The sequence below is a fragment of the Streptomyces sp. NPDC002790 genome (assembly GCF_040295505.1).
GTDB lineage: Bacteria > Actinomycetota > Actinomycetes > Streptomycetales > Streptomycetaceae > Streptomyces.
Window position 1 is genome coordinate 51,197 of the sequence record NZ_JBEOVM010000020.1, and the last position, 18,250, is coordinate 69,446.

General features: G+C 70.4%; 16 protein-coding genes and 1 pseudogene. 10 read left to right on the top strand and 7 right to left on the bottom strand.

Features of this window, described 5'->3' with window-relative positions; genetic code table 11:
* Nucleotides 1–5: 5 nt before the first annotated feature.
* The 3 genes from ABT004_RS12865 to ABT004_RS12875 form a co-directional block, all read right to left on the bottom strand.
* Nucleotides 6–1,466, bottom strand: a complete 1,461-nt coding sequence (locus ABT004_RS12865) for an exo-alpha-sialidase (protein ID WP_351334991.1) — start codon at nucleotides 1,464–1,466, stop codon at nucleotides 6–8.
* A 25-nt stretch (nucleotides 1,467–1,491) separates the two neighbouring features.
* Nucleotides 1,492–2,499 (bottom strand): acetylxylan esterase, encoded by a 1,008-nt coding sequence (locus ABT004_RS12870; protein WP_351334994.1) that lies wholly within the window; start codon nucleotides 2,497–2,499, stop codon nucleotides 1,492–1,494.
* 254 nt (nucleotides 2,500–2,753) lie between these two features.
* Nucleotides 2,754–3,506 carry a FadR/GntR family transcriptional regulator gene (locus ABT004_RS12875; RefSeq protein WP_451192081.1) on the bottom strand — a complete coding sequence of 251 codons (753 nt, stop codon included), beginning with the start codon at nucleotides 3,504–3,506 and terminating at the stop codon, nucleotides 2,754–2,756.
* 201 nt (nucleotides 3,507–3,707) lie between these two features.
* Here ABT004_RS12875 and ABT004_RS12880 point away from each other — a divergent pair, with 201 nt between their 5' ends.
* The 4 genes from ABT004_RS12880 to ABT004_RS12895 are packed head-to-tail and all read left to right on the top strand — an operon-like array spanning nucleotide 3,708 to nucleotide 9,252.
* Nucleotides 3,708–5,264 (top strand): ABC transporter substrate-binding protein, encoded by a 1,557-nt coding sequence (locus tag ABT004_RS12880; protein ID WP_351334997.1) that lies wholly within the window; start codon nucleotides 3,708–3,710, stop codon nucleotides 5,262–5,264.
* A 39-nt stretch (nucleotides 5,265–5,303) separates the two neighbouring features.
* A complete protein-coding gene (locus ABT004_RS12885; protein ID WP_351335000.1) occupies nucleotides 5,304–6,254 on the top strand; it encodes an ABC transporter permease in 951 nt (316 codons plus the stop codon).
* Nucleotides 6,254–8,224: a dipeptide/oligopeptide/nickel ABC transporter permease/ATP-binding protein gene (locus ABT004_RS12890; protein WP_351335002.1), complete on the top strand. Its 1,971-nt coding sequence runs from the start codon at nucleotides 6,254–6,256 to the stop codon at nucleotides 8,222–8,224. Before ABT004_RS12885 ends, ABT004_RS12890 begins: the two co-directional genes overlap by 1 nt.
* Before the next feature lie 53 nt (nucleotides 8,225–8,277).
* Nucleotides 8,278–9,252: an oligopeptide/dipeptide ABC transporter ATP-binding protein gene (locus ABT004_RS12895; RefSeq protein WP_351335090.1), complete on the top strand. Its 975-nt coding sequence runs from the start codon at nucleotides 8,278–8,280 to the stop codon at nucleotides 9,250–9,252.
* A gap of 6 nt (nucleotides 9,253–9,258) precedes the next feature.
* Here the strand turns inward: ABT004_RS12895 and ABT004_RS12900 are convergent, their stop codons facing one another.
* Complete coding sequence (locus tag ABT004_RS12900; RefSeq protein ID WP_351335005.1) at nucleotides 9,259–9,945, bottom strand: ATP-binding protein; 687 nt, start codon at nucleotides 9,943–9,945, stop codon at nucleotides 9,259–9,261.
* Between the two features lie 53 nt (nucleotides 9,946–9,998).
* On the bottom strand, nucleotides 9,999–10,919 hold the full coding sequence (locus ABT004_RS12905) for a LysR family transcriptional regulator (protein WP_351335008.1): 921 nt from the start codon (nucleotides 10,917–10,919) through the stop codon (nucleotides 9,999–10,001).
* Nucleotides 10,920–11,008: 89 nt separating this feature from the next.
* Here ABT004_RS12905 and ABT004_RS12910 point away from each other — a divergent pair, with 89 nt between their 5' ends.
* A complete protein-coding gene (locus ABT004_RS12910; protein WP_351335011.1) occupies nucleotides 11,009–11,656 on the top strand; it encodes a LysE family transporter in 648 nt (215 codons plus the stop codon).
* Between the two features lie 115 nt (nucleotides 11,657–11,771).
* Here ABT004_RS12910 and ABT004_RS12915 read toward each other — a convergent pair whose 3' ends face one another.
* Nucleotides 11,772–11,978 carry a DUF6243 family protein gene (locus ABT004_RS12915; RefSeq protein WP_351335014.1) on the bottom strand — a complete coding sequence of 69 codons (207 nt, stop codon included), beginning with the start codon at nucleotides 11,976–11,978 and terminating at the stop codon, nucleotides 11,772–11,774.
* A 253-nt stretch (nucleotides 11,979–12,231) separates the two neighbouring features.
* Here ABT004_RS12915 and ABT004_RS12920 point away from each other — a divergent pair.
* Together ABT004_RS12920 and ABT004_RS12925 are read left to right on the top strand one after the other, a co-directional pair.
* A pseudogene (locus tag ABT004_RS12920) lies at nucleotides 12,232–14,094 on the top strand (cellulase family glycosylhydrolase).
* 157 nt (nucleotides 14,095–14,251) lie between these two features.
* The gene (locus ABT004_RS12925; RefSeq protein WP_351335017.1) at nucleotides 14,252–15,601 is read left to right on the top strand and encodes a hypothetical protein; all 1,350 of its coding nucleotides are present in this window, start codon (nucleotides 14,252–14,254) and stop codon (nucleotides 15,599–15,601) included.
* A gap of 15 nt (nucleotides 15,602–15,616) precedes the next feature.
* Here ABT004_RS12925 and ABT004_RS12930 read toward each other — a convergent pair whose 3' ends face one another.
* A complete protein-coding gene (locus tag ABT004_RS12930; RefSeq protein ID WP_351335020.1) occupies nucleotides 15,617–16,207 on the bottom strand; it encodes a TetR/AcrR family transcriptional regulator in 591 nt (196 codons plus the stop codon).
* 111 nt (nucleotides 16,208–16,318) lie between these two features.
* Between ABT004_RS12930 and ABT004_RS12935 the strand changes: the two genes are divergently transcribed.
* From ABT004_RS12935 to ABT004_RS12945, 3 genes are all read left to right on the top strand, one after another.
* Nucleotides 16,319–17,239 (top strand): alpha/beta fold hydrolase, encoded by a 921-nt coding sequence (locus ABT004_RS12935; RefSeq protein WP_351335023.1) that lies wholly within the window; start codon nucleotides 16,319–16,321, stop codon nucleotides 17,237–17,239.
* Between the two features lie 29 nt (nucleotides 17,240–17,268).
* A complete protein-coding gene (locus ABT004_RS12940; protein WP_351335026.1) occupies nucleotides 17,269–17,391 on the top strand; it encodes a hypothetical protein in 123 nt (40 codons plus the stop codon).
* A gap of 166 nt (nucleotides 17,392–17,557) precedes the next feature.
* A complete protein-coding gene (locus ABT004_RS12945; RefSeq protein ID WP_351335029.1) occupies nucleotides 17,558–18,244 on the top strand; it encodes a nucleotidyltransferase domain-containing protein in 687 nt (228 codons plus the stop codon).
* The last annotated feature ends 6 nt before the right edge of the window (nucleotides 18,245–18,250 follow it).

Below are 18,250 nucleotides of genomic sequence, written 5' to 3' on the forward strand. Positions count from 1 at the left end.
CAGTACTACGGCGTGGTGACGTTCAACGACGTTTCCCCGTAGGCGTGTTGACGGCCGCGGACCTGGTAGTCCGCTGTCGCCTTGACGGTCCCGGCGGTGGCGTCCGCGGGAACCGTGACAGGGACCTTCACGGTGGCGCCCTGGCCGGGGTTGAGCGCGGGCACGGTGACGGCCGGTGCGCTGTAGCCCTTCGGCAGCGTCAGCGAGACCGAACCGGCGGGCAGGGCCGCGTCGTTCTGGCTGACGACGCGGACGGCGACCTCGGTGGTGGCTCCGGCCTTCAGGCTCGCGGGCGGTGTGACGGTGACGGGCGCGCAGACACCGCTCAGCCACTGGAGGTCGAAGGACGAGTAGGTGATGTGCCGGTAGTCGTCGCGCTCCCAGAGCAGGCCCGTGCGCGGGTTGGCCGCGGTGCCGTCGCCGAGCTGGGTGAGGGTGGAGTACGCGGCGGAGCCGGCCTCGACGGTCCTGCGGATCGGCCAGTTCTGCCCGTTGTCGCAGGACAGGCGGACGGTGAGGTTGCTGCGGCCGCTGGTGGTCGCGGTGTTGCTGAACATCAGCCAGTTCGCGCGGGGGTGCGAGGCGTCGACCCCGGGCGCGTAGCGGGAGATGGAGCCGTTGTTGGCAGGGTCCGGCAGCTCGGTGTCCTGCTTGAAGGGTGTGTAGGTGACACCGCCGTCGCTCGAGTACGCCACCGTCCGGTACGGGGCGGAGCGGTTGTTGAGCATGACGCGGCCGTCGGACAGCTCCACGGTCTTGTTCTCGTCGCCGCCGGGGCCGACGGGGGTGCCCATCTTCCAGGTGGCGCCGTGGTCGTCGCTGTAGGCACTGACCGCGTAGTTGGCGCCGTTGTTCCGGATCGCGTACTGCTGGATCAGGCGGCCCTTGTACGTGCCGTGCCGCAGCTGGATGCCCTCTCCGGAGGCCGCGAACATGCCGGCCCACGCGGGGTTCTTGATGTCGGCGGTGATGCGCTCGTGCTTCCAGGTCAGGCCGTCGTCGTCGGAGTAGCTGTAGTCGGCCTGCAGGACGTCCGGGTCGCTCTCGTCGTTGCCGGTGGCCGAGCCGAAGAAGCCCTGGTTCACCGAGGCCGCGTAGAAGAGGAAGATGCGGCCGCTCTCACGGTCCACGAGGAGGCTCGGGTCGCCGTACCCCTTCGGGGCGGCGTCCTTGCGCACCACCTGCTGGGCCTGCCAGGTGGCGCCGCCGTCGGTGCTGCGGCGCACCATCACACCGATGTTGCTGGGCAGGTCGGAGAGGGTGGGGCGGGCGTCGTAGGCGGCCAGCAGCGTGCCCTTGGCGGTCGAGGTGAGCGCGGGGATGCGGTAGTAGGGCGAACCGGTGCCTGCGGTCGCCAGGTCCTGCGAGGTGAGGATGCCGGCGGTGGCTCCGTGGGCGACGGTCGTGGTGGCGGCCACGACGGCGAACGCCGCGGCGAGGGTGGCCAGGGTGACTCTTCGCTGCATGAACGGACCTCTTCTCGGTTGGGGATCAGACGAGTTGGGGGTCGTACGGGGGCCGGGCGCCGGTCTCCGCGGCAAGGAGTGCGCGCACCCAGCTGAGCTGTTCACGCCGGTGGTGGCCTCCGCCGCCTTCATGGCCGTTGAACTCGTAGACGCGGACGTCCTTCGGACCGGCGTATCGGTGATAGGCGGCGAAACAGGTGGAGGGCGGGCAGATGTCGTCCATCATCGCGATGGAGAACAGGGCGGGCGCGGTGGCGCGCGAGGCCAACAGTGCGGCGTCGACGTACGAGAGCGTGGTGAACACGGTGTCGGTGCGGTCGCGGTGCAGCCGCAGGTACTCGGCGATCTCGGTGTAGGGGCTGGTGGCGGAGATCCGTGCGGCGCGGCGGATGTCGCACAGGAACGGGACGTCCGGCAGCACTCCGGCGAGACCGGGTACGAGCGCGGCCACCGCGAGGGCGATGCCGCCTCCCTGGCTGATGCCGGTCACCACGATCCGGCCCGGGTCGACGGCCGGGTGGGCGCGGACGGCGTCGACGCAGCGTACGGCGTCGGTGATCACCCGCCGGTAGTAGTGGCTGTGCGGGCGTTCGATGCCTCGGGTCAGGAATCCGGGGACCGTACCGACGAGGGTGGCCGTGTCGGGTGTGTCGCCTCCGGCGGTCGACCAGCCCTGGCCCCTCGTGTCCATGATGAAGTGCGCGTATCCGGCGTTCGACCACAGCAGTTGCTCGTGCGCGAGTCCGCGTCCGCGCCCGTATCCGAGGAACTCGACGACGCAGCCGAGCGGTTCGCTCGTCCCTGCGGGCAGGTGCAGCCAGCCGCGTACCGGCTCGCCGTCGAAGCCCGGCACGGTGACGTCGTACGTCGTCACCTGGGTCAGGCCGGTGTCGACCGGTGCGAAGTGCGGCGGGGCGCCGAGGGCGCGCGCCTGGTCGAGCGTCTCGGACCAGAACCGGTCGAGGTCCGCGGGCTCGTCGAGGTCGGGCAGCAGTGCCAGGCACTCGGCGAGGGTGAGGTCCGTCAGTGGCATGAAGGGGCCCGGTGGGTGAGGGCGTGCGCACGGCGCGACGCGGGGGTACGGGCTGCGGAGGGCAACCGGCACGAGGGACAGAAGACGTCTGATGTCTGCTGTCCTGGACCTTAGGGATCTCCGAGAAACGCGTCAAGTGCCCACGCGGATGGAACAGTTGATGCCGGCCCCCGCCGGATCACGGCATGGATCACGGCATGCAAAAGCGGCGCAGCCCCCGTGTCGAGGGTCTGCGCCGTTGGTCAAAGGCCAGGTCAGCGGCGGGCGCGTGCCTCCGCGATGCGGCGGCGCACCGGCGCGTAGTGCTCGCTCAGCGCGGCCGCGAACTCGGCGGCGTCGCGGGTGCGCACGGCGTCCACGATGCGGTCGTGGTTGGCGATGGTGGCCGCCTCGTGCTCGTGCGTGAACACGTCGAGGTGCGGCGCGACGACGACGTACACGTCCCAGAACGCCGCGGACAGCTGCCCCATGAGGTCATTGCCGAGCGGCGCGACGAGCAGCGTGTGGAAGGCCCGGTCGGCGTCGACGAACCCGTGCCCGTCCCCCGCGCCGGCCCCGCGCATCGTGTCGACAAGCCCCTGGAGGTAGTCGACCTGATCGCCCGTCAGCGTGGTGACGATCCGCTCGGCCATGCCCCGCTCGAAGAGCTCGCGCACCTCGATCAGGTCCGACATCACCTGGAAGTCGTCGTCGGGGCTGAGCAGTCCGCGGAACGTGAGGCTCTCGACGAGGGCGGACAGGCTCAGCCTGCCCACATAGGTGCCGTGCCCGTGCCGCACCTCGACGATGTCGAGCGCGGTGAGGATCCTGATGGCCTCGCGCACGCTGGAGCGGCTTGCCCCCAGGGCCTCGCACAGCTTGGGCTCGGTCGGCAGCGGGTCACCGGGGCGGAGCTTGTTGCGCAGAATGTACGCCTTGATGCCGTCGACGACCTCCTGCCTCAACGGCTGTCGGACCGGCTTGAGTTCGGGCGTGACCACCCGCGCCGCACCCTGTTCCACCGCCACCTCTTGACCCCTTTCGGTTCACCGGGCTACGTTCCCACACTATCAAGGCATCAGACATCAGACGTCTGATGCATTTCGATGAGGCGCCGACCATTCACGCCGCCGCCGCTTGCTCCCACTTCTCGTTTCCCGCTTCTCGTTTCCCGCCTGGAGGACTCCTTGCCCTCGCGCAGCGCAGTCGGCGTCAACCGCCGCACCTTCATGAGATACACGAGCGCCATCGGCGTGACGACCGCGATCACCACGGGCCTGACGGCCTGCGGCGGCCCCGCCTCCAGTGGCAACGGCGCGAAGACGTCCGGCGGCACCGGCTCCGGCACGATCGAAGCCGGCCTGTCCTACCCGCTGTCCACGGGTTTCGACCCCATGATCACGTCCGGCGCCACGCCGTACGCCGCGAACATGCACATCTTCGAGGGCCTCGTCGATCTGAACCCGGCCACGCTCGTCGCCCGGCCCGCGCTGGCCACCCACATGCCGAAGAAGATCAATGCGACGACGTACCGTGCGACTCTCCGCAAGGGCGCGACCTTCCACGACGGCTCCGCCGTGACCGCCGACGACGTGGTCTTCAGCTTCGAGCGGGTCCTCGACCCGAAGAACGCTTCGCTGATGGCCCAGTTCGTCCCGTTCATCGACAAGGTCGACGCCGTCGACGAAGGCACGGTCGAGTTCAAGCTGAAGTACCCCTTCGCGCTCTTCCCCTCCCGGATCTCCGTGGTGCGGATCGTGCCGAAGAAGATCGCGGGCGCCGACGCCAAGGCCTTCGACGCCAAGCCGGTCGGCTCCGGCCCCTACCGCTTCGTGTCCGCGGTCCGCGAGGACAAGATCGTGATGGAGAAGTACGCCAAGTACAACGGCCCGCACCCGGCCAAGGCCCAGAAGATGACATGGCACCTCATCTCCGATCCCTCCGCCCGGGTGAGCGCCCTGCAGTCCGGCCGCGTGCAGGCCATCGAGGACGTGCCCTACATCGACATCAAGGGCTTCACCGGCAAGAACGAAGTCGAGTCGGTGCAGTCCTTCGGCCTGCTGTTCCTGATGTTCAACTGCGCCGACAAGCGGTTCGCGGACAAGCGGGTCCGCCAGGCGCTGCACTACGCGCTGGACACCGAGAAGCTCATCAGGACGGCGCTGCTCGGCAAGGCGGCGCCGGCCACCGGGTACGTGCCCGCGACCCACCCGGACTACCACAAGGCCGCCACCGTCTACGGCCACGACGTCGCCAAGGCCAAGAAGCTCCTCGCCGAAGCCGGGGCCACGAAGCTGTCCTTCACCCTGCTGCTCACCGACACCGGCTGGGTCAAGGACATCGCCCCGCTGATCAAGGAGAGCTGGGCGGCGGCCGGCGTCGACGTCACGCTCGACATCGCCCAGTCCCCCGCCCAGTACGCCAAGGTCGACAAGGGCGACTTCGACGCGCTGGCCGCGCCGGGCGACCCGTCGGTCTTCGGGAACGACGCCGACCTGCTGCTGCGCTGGTTCTACTACGGCTTCTGGCCCGAGAAGCGCTACGGGTGGACCGGTTCGGCCGCGTACAAGAAGACAAAGTCGCTGCTCGACCAGGCCGCGAGCAGCGCCGACGAGAGCAGGCGCAAGGAGCTGTGGGGCCAGGTCACCGATCTGGTCGCCGAGGAGGCCGCCCTCTATCCGGTGCTGCACCGCAAGCTGCCCACCGCCTGGACCTCCGACGCGCTCACCGGGTTCAAGCCGCTGCCCACCACCGGCCTCTCCTTCGTCGACGTCGGCCGCGCCTGACGCCGGGCGGCCCGGCCACCAACCTCTAGGAAAATCAAGATGGTTGCATTCCTCCGGCTCGCGTTGCGCCGCGTCGCGATGATGCCGGTGATGATTCTCGGCATCGCGCTGCTGGTCTTCGTGGTCCTGCAGTTCTCGCCCGCGGACCCCGCGTACAACGCGCTCGGTGACAGCGCGAGCCCCGAGGCGCGTGCCGCGTTCGCCGAGGCCCAGGGCCTCAACGACCCTTTGCCGGTGCGGTACTTCAGCTTCCTGGGCCAGTTGGTGCAGGGTGACCTCGGTGTCACCGTGCCGCCCAGCCAGCCCGTGGTCGACCGGATCGCCACCGCGTTCCCGCTCACCCTCCAGCTCACGCTGCTCGGTCTCGCGCTGGCCATCGTGCTCGCGCTGGTCGTCGGTGTCACCAGCGCCATGTGCCGCGACCGCTGGCCCGACCAGGTCTTCCGCGTCGTCTCCATGGCCGGCATCGCACTGCCCTCGTTCTGGCTCGGAGTGCTCCTCATCCAGCAGTTCGCGCTCAACACACCGCTCTTCCCGACGGGCGGTTACGTCAATCCGGCCGAGTCCTTCACCGGCTGGCTGCGCTCCCTGGCCCTGCCGGCGATCTCGCTCGCGCTGCCCGTCGCCGCGTCGCTCGCCCGGCTCATCCGTACGTCGATGGTGGCCGAACTCGACCGCGACTACGTCCGCACCGCCCGCGGCAGCGGCCTGCCGCCCTTCCTCATCATCCGCTCGGTCCTGCGCAACGCCCTGGTCACCCCGCTCACCGTGCTCGGTGTCAAGGTCGGCTATCTGCTCAGTGGCGCCGTCGTCATCGAGGCGATCTTCGATCTGCCCGGCATGGGCAAGCTGATCCTCGAAGGTGTCACCGGCGGCGACGTCGCGCTCGTGCAGGGCACCGTACTCACCATCGCCATCGCGTTCCTCGTGGTCAACGTCGTCGTGGACCTGCTCTATCTGTTCGTCAACCCGCGTATCAGGACGGTGTGATGCTCGCTCCACGTTCCCTCGCCGAGCGTCTCGCCCGGCCCGGCACACGGCTGCGCCGCCTGCCACTGACCTCCCGTATCGCCCTCGGTGTGCTCCTGGTCGTCGTCCTCGGCGCGGTCCTCGCACCGCTGCTCACCCAGGACCCGCTCGCCACCGGCGTTCCGGCCCAGGCACCGGGCGGCGACCACTGGTTCGGCACCGACCGGTCCGGCCGTGACGTCTTCGCCCGGGTGGTGCACGGCGCCCGCTACTCGCTCACCATCGGCTTCGGCGCCACCCTGCTCGCCCTTGCGCTCGGCTCGCTGCTCGGCGCGCTCGCCGCCACCTCGCGCAAGCTCGCGGACGAGTCGGTGATGCGCACGCTCGACGTCATCATGTCGTTCCCGCCGATCGCGCTCGCCGCGGTCCTCGTCGCCGTGTTCGGCCCGAGCGTCCCCGTCATCATCTTCACCATCGCGTTCGTCTACGCGCCCTCCCTCGCCCGCGTCGTGCGCGCCAACGTCATGGAGCAGTACGGCGAGGACTACGTGGCCGCCGAGCAGGTCATCGGCGCGGGGCGCGGCTACATCGTCGCCCGCCACATCGCCGTCAACTGCGCGGCCCCGATCCTGGTGTTCGCGACCGTCATGGTCGCCGACTCGATCATCTTCGAGGCGAGCCTGTCGTTCATCGGCGCCGGTGTGCAGGACCCCGACCCCAGTTGGGGCAGCGTCCTGGCGTACGGCCGGCAGATCCTGCTGTCCGGCGGCTGGTGGGCGACCTTCTTCCCCGGCCTCTGTCTGCTCGTCACCGTGCTCGCCCTGAACGTGCTTTCGGAGGGCATGACGGACGCGTCTGCCGCCCCTGACACCTCGCGTACTGGGGGCGGCGATCCCTCCGAGGCGCCCGCGGCGGCAGCCGTGGACCAGGCCGACGTGAACACGGCTCTCAGCGAACTCGCCACACAGCTCGCCGGGACCGATCCCGCGGTGCGCCCGTTGCCCGCCGACGCGCCCGAGCTCCTCGCCGTACGCGATCTCACCATCCGCTTCCCCGACCGCTACGGCGACACCCGTGTCGTCGACGGAATCTCCTTCACCGTGCGCGAGGGCGAGACGCTCGGTCTGGTGGGAGAGTCCGGCTGCGGCAAGTCCATCACCAGCCTCGCGATCATGGGTCTGCTCGCCCGCAACGCCGAGGTCGAGGGCGAGATCCGCTACCGCGGACGCGATCTGCTGACGCTGACGCCGAAGGAACGCCGCGCTCTGATGGGCCCGGAGATCGCGATGGTCTACCAGGACGCCATGTCGTCCCTGAACCCGTCCGTGCTGATCGGCACCCAACTCAAGCGGCTCACCTCGCGGGGCGGCACCCGCACCCCGGCCGAGCTCCTCGACCTGGTCGGCCTCTCCCCCGAACGCACCCTGCGCAGCTACCCGCACGAACTCTCCGGCGGTCAGCGCCAGCGCGTCCTCATCGCCATGGCGCTGTCCCGCAGCCCCCGCCTGCTCATCGCGGACGAGCCCACGACCGCGCTCGACGTCACGGTGCAGGCCCAAGTCGTGGACCTGCTCGTGCAGTTGAGGGACGAACTCGGCTTCGCCATCGTCCTCGTCTCGCACGATCTCGCCCTCGTCGGCGACCTCGCCCACCGCGTGGCCGTCATGTACGCGGGTCAGGTCGCCGAGACCGGTGCCACGCGTTCCCTGCTGACCGACCCGGCCCACCACTACAGTCGCGGCCTGCTCGGCTCCGTCGTGTCCCTGGAGGCGGGCGCGGAACGTCTGCACCAGATCCGCGGTGTGGTGCCTGCGCCCCGGTCGTTCGGCGCGGGCTGCCGCTTCGCCTCGCGCTGCGCCGCCGCGACCGACCTGTGCGCCACCACGCCACCGCCCGTCGCCGACCGGGGGCCGGCGGGCGACCACTGGTTCGCCTGCCACCATCCGGCGTCCGAGGCCCTGGCGGCGCAGCACCTGGAGAGCACCCGATGACCGCGCCCGCACCCACCGCTGAGACCACCCGGGACACTGCCATGGACGACCCGCTGATCCGCCTCGACGGCATCCACGTACGCCACAAGGCCCGTAGCGGTGGCATCCTGCGCCGGGACTCCGTTCATGCCCTCACCGACGCCTCGCTGGAGGTGCATCGCGGCGAGATCGTCGGCCTGGTAGGCGAGTCGGGCTGCGGCAAGTCCACGCTGGCCCGCGTGGTCACCGGTCTCCAGCGCCCCACCGAAGGCCATGTCCTCTTCCACGGACGGGACTTGTGGGAGATGTCGGCGGCCGAACGCCGTACGGGCTTCGGCCCCTCGGTGGGTGTCATCTTCCAGGACCCGTCCACCGCGCTCAACCCCCGACTGCCGGTACGCCGCATCCTGCGCGACCCGCTGGACGTGCACCGCCGCGGCAGCAACGCCGAGCGCGAGCGACGCATCGGGGAACTCCTCGACCTGGTGGGCCTGCCGGAACACACTCTCGGCGCGCTGCCGAGCCAACTCTCCGGCGGGCAGCGACAACGCGTCGCGATCGCCCGCGCGTTGGCCCTCGAACCCGAACTCATCGTCGCCGACGAACCCACCAGCGCGCTCGATGTGTCCGTGCGCGCCCAGATCCTCAACCTCCTCACGGATCTGCGCGAACGCCTGGGCCTCGGCATGGTGTTCATCTCCCACGACGTCCAGACGGTGCGCTACCTCGCGGACCGGATCGCGGTGCTGTACCTGGGCCGTGTCGTCGAGGAGGGTCCGGCCCACCAGGTGGCGGGCCGGGCACGGCATCCCTATACGGAGGCCCTGCTGTCGGCGACGCCGAGTCTGCTGGAGCGGCCCGAGCGGATCATGCTGGCCGGCCCGGTACCGTCCGCCACCCATCCGCCGACCGGCTGCCCGTTCCGTACGCGCTGCTGGAAGGCGGACGACGTGTGCGCCACCTCGTTCCCCGCCGCGGACACGGAGGGCGGGAGCCACCGGTGGCACTGCGCGCACGCCCGTACGTTCGCACTCGAGACCGTGGAGTAGCCGAGGTCACGCGGGCGAGCGGCGCGCGCCGATACCCGGCAGTTCCTGCAATCGCTCCCGGACGTACCGCTCCGTCTGCGCCGCGTCCCGCTCGCCCACGTCAACGCTCACCACGTTCCATCGCGTCGCCGCCAGCCTGCGCAGGGTCAGTTCGCTCTCCCGGCGCAGGTGGTCGGCCGCGGAAGCCAGGTCGCTGACGGAAGCGGTGCCGGGCGAGTTCCGAAGCTTGTCGACATACCAGTCCGCCCACTGCGGGCCCTCACGTTCGACCGCCCGCCGCAACGCGACTTCCGGGTCGTCGCGGAGGAACACGACGGTGACCCGTGCCGGCTGCACGGCTTCCTCCAGGTCGTGCACGACCTCCGCGATCGCCGTCTCGTCATGCCCCCAGGCCACCAAGGACGGGATGAAGGGGATCAGCGCATCCGTCACCAGGACGTCCACGCCGTCCGCCCGCGCCTGCTCCACGTACGACCGGGTTGCCTCCACCAGAGTCCGAGGCCGCACACTGCCGGCTCCGCCGGCGAACTCCTCGGCCACGGCACTGAAGGCCGGGCGCACCAGGATGTCCGCTTCCTCGAAGTGATCGACCACGGCCCCCGACGCGTCGGCCCAACGCGCCAGCGCGCCGCACAGCGTCGACTTCCCCACACCGGGGCTGCTGCCCACGACCGCGATCAAGTGCTGTTCCACCACAGCAGTTTTCCACACACCACCGCTCGCCCACGTTCGCGGGGCGCCTCCCATCAAGGACGTACGGCGGAATCCGCGCGATCGGCCGCGGCCCTGCGCAGGGCCGCGAGGCCGCGGGCGATCACGGGGTGGTCCTCGCTGCCGCGCCGTACGCACGCGACGAACCGCCGTACCGGAGCGGGCGCACCACGCAGGGGCACCCGCACCAGCTCCAACGACACCGGCGCCAGGCGCGGCACCAGCGCGATGCCCAAGCCGTGGGTGACGAGCGCGGCCACGGCGTGCCAGTCGACCGCGGCATGCGCCGTCCGTGGTGTGAACCCGGCCGCCACGCCCGCCGCCGTCAGCAACTGCTCCTGATCGAGGGGGTCGCCTGCTCTGATCCAGGTCTCCTCCGCGGCCTCGGCCAGTTCGATGCCGCCCGTGCGCGTCGCGAAGGGGTGACCGGGTGGCACCAGTACGTCAAGTGGCTCCTCCAGCAACGGTAGTTGGGTGAAGCGCGCGTCGTTATGCGCGGGGCCGCCGGGCGCCGGGATCGCCACCGCGATGTCCGCGCGTTCCGTCATCAGCAGCTCGTACCGGTCCTCCGCGTGGTCCTCACCGATCTCGACCGTGATCCGCGGATGTTCGTCGCGAAGGCTCCGGGCCGCGGGTGCCATCAACGCCGCGATGGCCGTGGCCGCCCCGGTGAACCGCAGCCGCCCCGCCTCCTCGTTGCAGTAGGTGGCCAGCTCGGCCCTCGCCCGCTCCCAGCGTGCAAACAGCGCGTCGGCGTGCCGGATCAGAGCCAGCGCCGCGGGGGTGAGCCGGACCCGCCGCCCGTCCGGTTCGAGCAGTTCGACACCCGCGTGGGCCGCGAGTTGCCGCAGTTGCTGGGAGACGGTGGACGGGGTGAGGTGCAGCACGCGGGCGGTCGCGGTGACCGTGCCCTGTTCGTGCAGGACCCGCAGGGTCTGCAACCGAGGATCGATCATGCTGCCATCCAACCATTCGGCACGGCCGCACGGTTTCAGGCGGAAACATTCGATGGACGCACACGCTCGCAGCCGCTGAGACTGCCTGCATGGCCGTCTCCGAACTCCTCAACGATGCCTTCCTGCCGGGCCTGTGGGCGGGGTACGCCCTGGCCGTGCCCGTCGGCGCGCTCGCCGTGCTCCTGGTGAGCCTGACCGCGCAAACCTCGCTGAGGGTGGGCACCTCGGCGGCGCTCGGCGTGGCCACGGCCGACGGCCTCTACGCGGCGCTCGCCGTACTCGGCGGGGCGGCCGCCTCCCGGATCGTTCAGCCCGTGGCGGGTCCGCTCCGCTGGGTCGGCGCCGCGGTCCTGCTCGTCCTGGCGGCCCGGACGGCACTCACCGCGATACGCGAACGGGGCGCGGCCCCGGAGGCGACGTCCCCGCCGTCCGCCCTGGGCCGGCCGGCACGCGCGTACCTCGGCTTCCTCGGTCTGACCCTGCTCAATCCCTGGACCATCATCTACTTCTCGGCCCTCGTACTGGCCGGACCCGCGCGCGGGGACGGCGGCGGGCCGGACCGCGCCGCGTTCGTCGCGGCCGTGATCGTCGCCTCCGCGAGCTGGCAGGTGCTTCTGGCCACGGGTGGAGCCGTGCTGGGCAGGACACTGACCGGCCCGCGGGGGCGGCTCGTCACCGCGGTGACGTCGAGCGCGGTGATCGGAGCGCTCGCGGTGAGCCTGGTGCTTACGCCGTGAGCGAGGGCGCTGCCGCGGATCGCGGCCGTAGTGACAGCGCAGGCAGCAGGGCCCGGACCGTGCGTCGCGGTCCGGGCCCTGTCTTCGTACCGTGCCGCCCCGTGGCGGCGGTGCGTCAGCTCTGAGTGCTGTCGTCGCCCGCCTGCTCGGCGGCGGCTGCCTTCTCGCGCATCTTGCGCACCAGCTCCGCCTTCTGCTCGGCCGCACCCTGGCGGTCGAGGTTGCGGTGCGGGCCGTTGTTCTGGCGCTCGGCGCGGGACAGCTTCTTGCGCTGGCCGCCACCCTGGCCCACAGGGTTGTTGATGTTCTTGCTCACGGTCATGGGTTCTCCCGGAATGATGTGAAGTGATCTACGGATTCATCGGTGGGGGACGGGCGCGGCGACGTCGGAGGACGTCAGCAGGGGCCCGTCACGCTCTCACTCGTAAATCGGCGTCTGGAAGAACATGTCCCCGACATTACCCGGTTCCGCCGACCCCGCACACCAGGTTTCCCGCCGTCCCGGCGCCGGCCGGCCGCTCGTCGACCACCCCGCACCATTGACGGTGACCTGACACAACCGGACCGTAGTGGGCATGCCGAAGACGTGTGCACGCCTGCTCGCCGCCTTGGCGATCCTCTGCGGATTCCTGACCGTGTCGGGCGCACCGCCCGCCACCGCCGCCGACGCCCTCCCCCACTCCCTCTGGTTCGACGAGACACCTCTCACGGTGCAGAACGGCCGCTTCACCGACGGCCATGGCCGAGAGGTCGTCCTGCGCGGCTACAACGTCTCCGGCGAGACCAAACTGGCGGAGAACGGCGGACTGCCCTTCGCCTCCGTGGCCGACGCCAGGAAGTCCGCGGCGGCGCTCCGCGCTTCGGGTGGCGGCAACGCCGTCCGCTTCCTGCTCTCCTGGGCCGCGGCCGAACCCGAGCGGGGCAAGGTCGACACCTCCTACCTCGCCGCCGCCACCGACCAGATGCGCGCCTTCCTCGACGCCGGCGTCCGCGTCTACCCCGACTTCCACCAGGACCTCTACTCCCGGTACTTGTTCGACGCGGACAGCTGGTACACGGGCGACGGCGCCCCCAAATGGGCCGTGGAGGCGGGCGGTTACCCCAAGGAGTCCTGCGGGATCTGCCTCCTGTGGGGCCAGAACATCACCCAGAACAGGGCCGTGACGCAGGCGTCGCACGACTTCTGGCACAACGAGTACGGCCTGCGGGACGCCTTCCTGGACACCGCCGGGGCCACCATGGCGTACATCAAGGAGCGCGTGAGCGCGGCCGAGTTCACCGGCGTCGTCGGCTTCGACCCGTACAACGAACCGCACGCCGGCACGTACGACTCAGGCCGGACGAGCCGCGCCTGGGAGCGGGACGTGCTGTGGCCGTTCTACGAGAAGTTCCGCGCCCGCATGGACACGGCCGGCTGGCAGGACAAGCCGCTCTTCGCGGAACCGAACCTCTTCTGGAACGCCAACCTCGACTTCCAGCGGCAGGAGGGCGGGCTCCTCGACACAGGCACCCTCGGGCCGCGCTACGTCTTCAACACCCACTTCTACGACCAGAAGGCCATCTCCGGGATCTTCATGTGGGGCAAGGCGAAGGACGGCCAGTACACAGGCGACTTCGGCACGGTCCGCGACCGCGCCTCCGCCACGGGCACGCCCGCGATCGTCAGCGAGTTCGGCCACCCGCTCGCCGGGGCGGTCTCCGGCAAGGCGCCGACCGTCAACAAGGCCATGTACCAGGCGCTCGACTCCCGCGTCCCGGGCGGCAGTTGGTGGTCGAACCCGTCGGCGTCCGGCCCGGTCCTGTCCGGAACGCAGTGGCAGTGGGACATCTACAGCGGACGCCACCACGAGCCGATGAACGGCAACCCCGACAAGGTCAAGACCGACGGTGACGCCTGGAACGACGAGGACATGTCCGCCGTACGCCTCGACGACTCGGGCACACCGACCCTCCGCCAGGACACCCGACTCCTCGACCGCCTCTACCCGAGCGCCACGTCCGGCAGGAACGTCGCCTTCACCTACGAGGACCGTTCACGGGACGGCTCCACGACCCTGACCTGGAACCCGGTGCCCAGCTCGCTGCCGAACGTCGCGCGCCTCGTGGGTTCGGGCCAGTACGGGCTGCTGGCCTGGCGCTCGGGCAAGGGCTCGGCCCCGACCGAACTGCACCTCCCCGCGACCTTCCCGACCGGTTCCACGACCGTCGTCTCGGACCTCGGCACGGCACACGCTCCCGCGGCCTAAACCCCGGGCACCCCGATCGCCACGGCCCCCGAACCCGGCGGCACGGGCAGCCGCCGCCTGCTCCTCACCGACCAGGACTCCGGTGCGCTGCACTACGCGCTGGTGACCAACGGAGCGTCGGCGCCATCGGCCGAGCTGCTGAAGTCTGCCCGCTCCGAGCTGTCGGACTGGGCCACGAAGACCCTCCGGTAGCGCGGTTCCAACCGCCTTCGTCATGGTCCCGGCCGGCTCTCCACGTACCGGCGTACGGCCGTCCTCGTGATTTCCCCGCGCGCCCTGAGAACTTGAGGACCTCGAAGACAAATAGGCTGATAACACACTTCGCATGTCTGAACACGCTGCTCAACCCATGCGAAAGTCCCGAAGACCCGCGCGCGCCTGCCTCACCTTCGCCGCCGCGCTGTCCCTCGGCGCCATCGGCTCCGTCTCGGCGTACGCCGCGGACGCGACAGTTGTCCATCCCGGGGACCTCGGCCCCACCGGGCCGTGGTTCAGGCTCCAGGACGACCCGGGAAACGCCGGAATCGCCCACGGCACCCAGGAAGTCGCCGCCTTCGCCGACCCGCAGTGGCTCGACGGAAGCCTGCACCTGGCCGTCGGGGCCGGCGAGACCTCCCAGGCCGCCCACCCGTTCGCCGCGCCGATCACGCTGACGTCGCTCCTGGCCTCCGGCATCTCGTACTCGGCGTACCAGAACTCGGCCGGGTCCACCGTCGGGAACGCCGGCGCGAACCTCCAATTCCCCATGATGTGCGGCGGGACGTTCACCACGCTCAGCTTCGAGCCGGGCAGCAACTCCGACACCGCGGGCAGAAACGGCGTCGTCCCGGACACCTGGCAGACCTACGCCCCGGACGGGGCGTCCTCGTGGCGAACGTCGCGGGCCGTGGCCGGGATGCCCGCACAGGGCGACGCGACGCTGGCAACCTTCGCCGCCGCCTGCGATGCACCCGGGGACGGCGCCCTCGGCGTCATCGCCAGGGTGGGCCGGCTGGGCTCCGACACCGCCACGCTCGACACCTACGTGGACGGCATCACCGTCGCGGGCACCACCTACGACTTCGCGGTGGAAGGGCGCGCCACCGCGGCCGTGGACGTCCCCGACCGGGTCGTCGCCGGAGGCCCTGCGGTCGACGCCTCGGTGACGTACACGAATCCGGCCGACGGCCCGGAGTACCCCGACACCGGCACCACCCTGACGCTCAAGGGCCCGGCCGGACTGCGCCCCGACCAGGTGACGGTGATGGTGGACGGCAAGCGGATCCCGCTGGCCGCAGGATCCGACGGCACCTTGGTGGGACAACTGCCCAAGGGCACCACCTTGCCCCCCGCGGGCGCCTCGACCACCGCGTTCACCCTCGCCGTCGCCGACGGAGCGCCGACAGGACCGCTGTCCGTCACCGCCGAACTGACAGCCCAGGCGAGCGGCGGGACCCGCAAGCCTGTCGACGTGGCGGACGCCGACTCCGCGCGTATCGAAGCCCGACCCACCCCCAGCCCCACTCCCAGCCCTTCCACCGCCCCACCGACCCCCGGGCCCACCAAGAGCGAACCCGCGGTGCCGGCCCCCGGGCCGACCGGTCCGACCCTCGCCGAGACCGGAGCAGCCGCGCACGAGCGCTGGCTGGGCATCGGGGCGCTGTCGCTGGTCGCCCTCGGCTCGGCGACCTTCCTCATCGCGCGCCGCCGATCGAACTGACCACGCCGACGGGCGCTACCTGCTCGCATCGAGAGCCTCGGCAAGCGCGTCGAGGCTCACGTCGACGATGGCGCGCAGTTGCTCCCCTCCCACCCCGGTTCTGCTCATGACGGCGAGGGACTGATTCACGGCCGCAATGTGGATGGCGAAGGTCTCGGCCGCCTCGTCGTGCAATCCGCCGGCCTTCAGTGCGGCGCGCAGCCGGGAGCGCTGGAAGCCGACCGCCTCCTTGGCGCGCCCGACGACGCGCGCGCTCAGTACCGGGATCGCCAGGACGGATTGCACCACCAGGCATCCGTCGGGCACATCGGGGTCCGCGATGCGTTCCAGGGTGACATCGAAGAACCCCCGCACGGCCGCGAGTGGTCGATCGGCGGCGCATGACAGCGCGGCGTCGAACTTCTCTCCGTAGCGCGCCGCGTAGCGCTCCAGGCAGCGCATGAAGAGCGCGTCCTTGTCGCCGAGGGAGGAGTAGATGGAGCTGCGGTTGAGCCCGGTGGCACGGGACAGGTCGTCCACCGATGTGTCGGCGTAGCCGGCCCGCCAGAACTGGATCATCGCGGCGTCGAGCGCCATGTCGATGTCGAACTGCTTCTTCCCTGCCATGCCGCACCTCCCTACTGGTCTGCGCTTGTGCTGCCGGCCACTCTATCTTGAACTAAAAAGTTCAAGATAGGTACGTTGCGACAGCACACTCCACCCTGAGGGAGGGACTCCATGACCGACCACCTGATACCCGACCATCCGATGCCGGACCTGCCGCTGCACGACCTGCCCGGCTTCACGCACCGCTGGGTCGACGCGGACGGTGCCCGACTCCATGCCGTCGAGGGCGGCCTGCCGAACGCCCCGACCGTCGTCCTGCTCGCCGGATTCCCGCAGACCTGGTGGGCGTGGCGAAAGGTGATGCCCACGCTGGCCGACCGATTCCACGTCATCGCGATCGACCTGCCGGGCCAGGGCCACTCCGAACGCCCGCACGGCAGCTACGACACGCACACCGTCGCCGCACACGTCCACGCCGCGGTGGAAGCCCTCGGAGTGTCGGCGTACTGGCTGGTCGCCCACGACATCGGCGCGTGGGTCGCCTTCTCCCTCGCCCTGAAGTACGAGAGCCGGTTGCACGGACTCGCCCTGCTCGACGCCGGGATCCCGGGCATCACGCTCCCCGAGTCCATCCCGACCGACCCCGAAAAGGCGTGGAAGACCTGGCACTTCGCGTTCCACCTCGTGCCCGACCTGCCCGAGACACTCCTCGCGGGCCGCGAACGCGCCTACGTCGACTGGTTCCTGAAGGCCAAGGCACTCGACCCCGGGACCTTCGACGACGCCGAGGTCGAGCAGTACGCCATGGCCCTCGCCGCTGGCGGCGGGCTCCGCGCCGCCCTCGCGTACTACCGGGACGCTGCCGAATCGGCGCGGCTGAACCACGAGGCACTTGAACGGCAGCACTTGACGGTGCCGGTTCTCGGGATTTCCAGCAGCCACGGCTCCATCCCCGACATGGCGGCTTCCATCGGGCCATGGGCCGACAACGCCACCGGGGTCGTCGTGCCGGACGCGGGACACTTCATCCCGGACGAACAGCCCGCCGCGGTCGCCGCGGCCCTGGCCGGTTTCATCTCGGACCACGATTGACGCCGCAGTGGGTCAGGCAGTTGGCGGCGGTGACATCCGCGGAACCGGACCCGCTCGCCGCACGGTTCATCGGTGGCCTGCTCGGTCACGGCATGCGCGTGCCCCGCGGTGTGCAGACGCAGCTCACCCAGGACGCCGAATCGACCGGCTGAGGAACTGGAACTTCCCCCCTTTTGCCGGGCAGTCGACGCCCGCAGGCAACTGGACCTACGGGAAGCGTTGTTGGTCCGCAGTCAGGCCCCACTCGGACTGGCCAGAGGGCTGGCACGATGAGTACCCATGGATGCTCAAGAAGCTGTAGCGGCACAGGCTCGCCGTGTGGCCACCCAGCTCTTTCCGCACGCCGTGGGCGCCGTGCTCGGAGGTTCCGCGGCTCAAGGTCGCGCCACCCCGACCAGCGATCTGGACGTGGCCGTACTTCTTCCCGACTCGGAAACGGGCCGCCGGGAGGTGATCCGTCACGATGGCCGCATCGTCGAACTGTTCCTCAACACCGTTGCGGGCCTACCCGAGTTCTTCGCGTGGGACGGGGCCCGACGCCGCGGAACCGTCCTCTTCCTCTACGACCGGGGTCTACCCCTTGCCGACCCGCACGGGCACGTGGCTCGTGCGCGCCGGCTGGCCCGAGATGTGCTGGCTTCCGGCCCTCCGCCGCTCACCGAAGCCGAGTGGGAACACGGTCGCTATGTACTCACCTGCTTCCTCGACGACCTGATCGACACCCCACCCGACAACCGGTACGAACAGCTCTCCCTCGCCGACCAGGTGCTGCACAAAGCAGCTGACCTGGTCACGGCCCATCACAACGCTTGGACGGGGATCGGCAAGTGGCTTCCACGCAGGCTGCTGAGCGCTGACCCCGCATTGGGTGAGGCCCTCCTGGACGGTCATCGCGTCCTGGCCGAACACGCCGACCCGCTGCCGTTGGCCGCTGCGGTCAAGCAGGCTCTGGACTTGTTCGGCGGACCGTTGATGGAGGGCTACGCACACCGCTGGCCCGTGTGAGTGGTC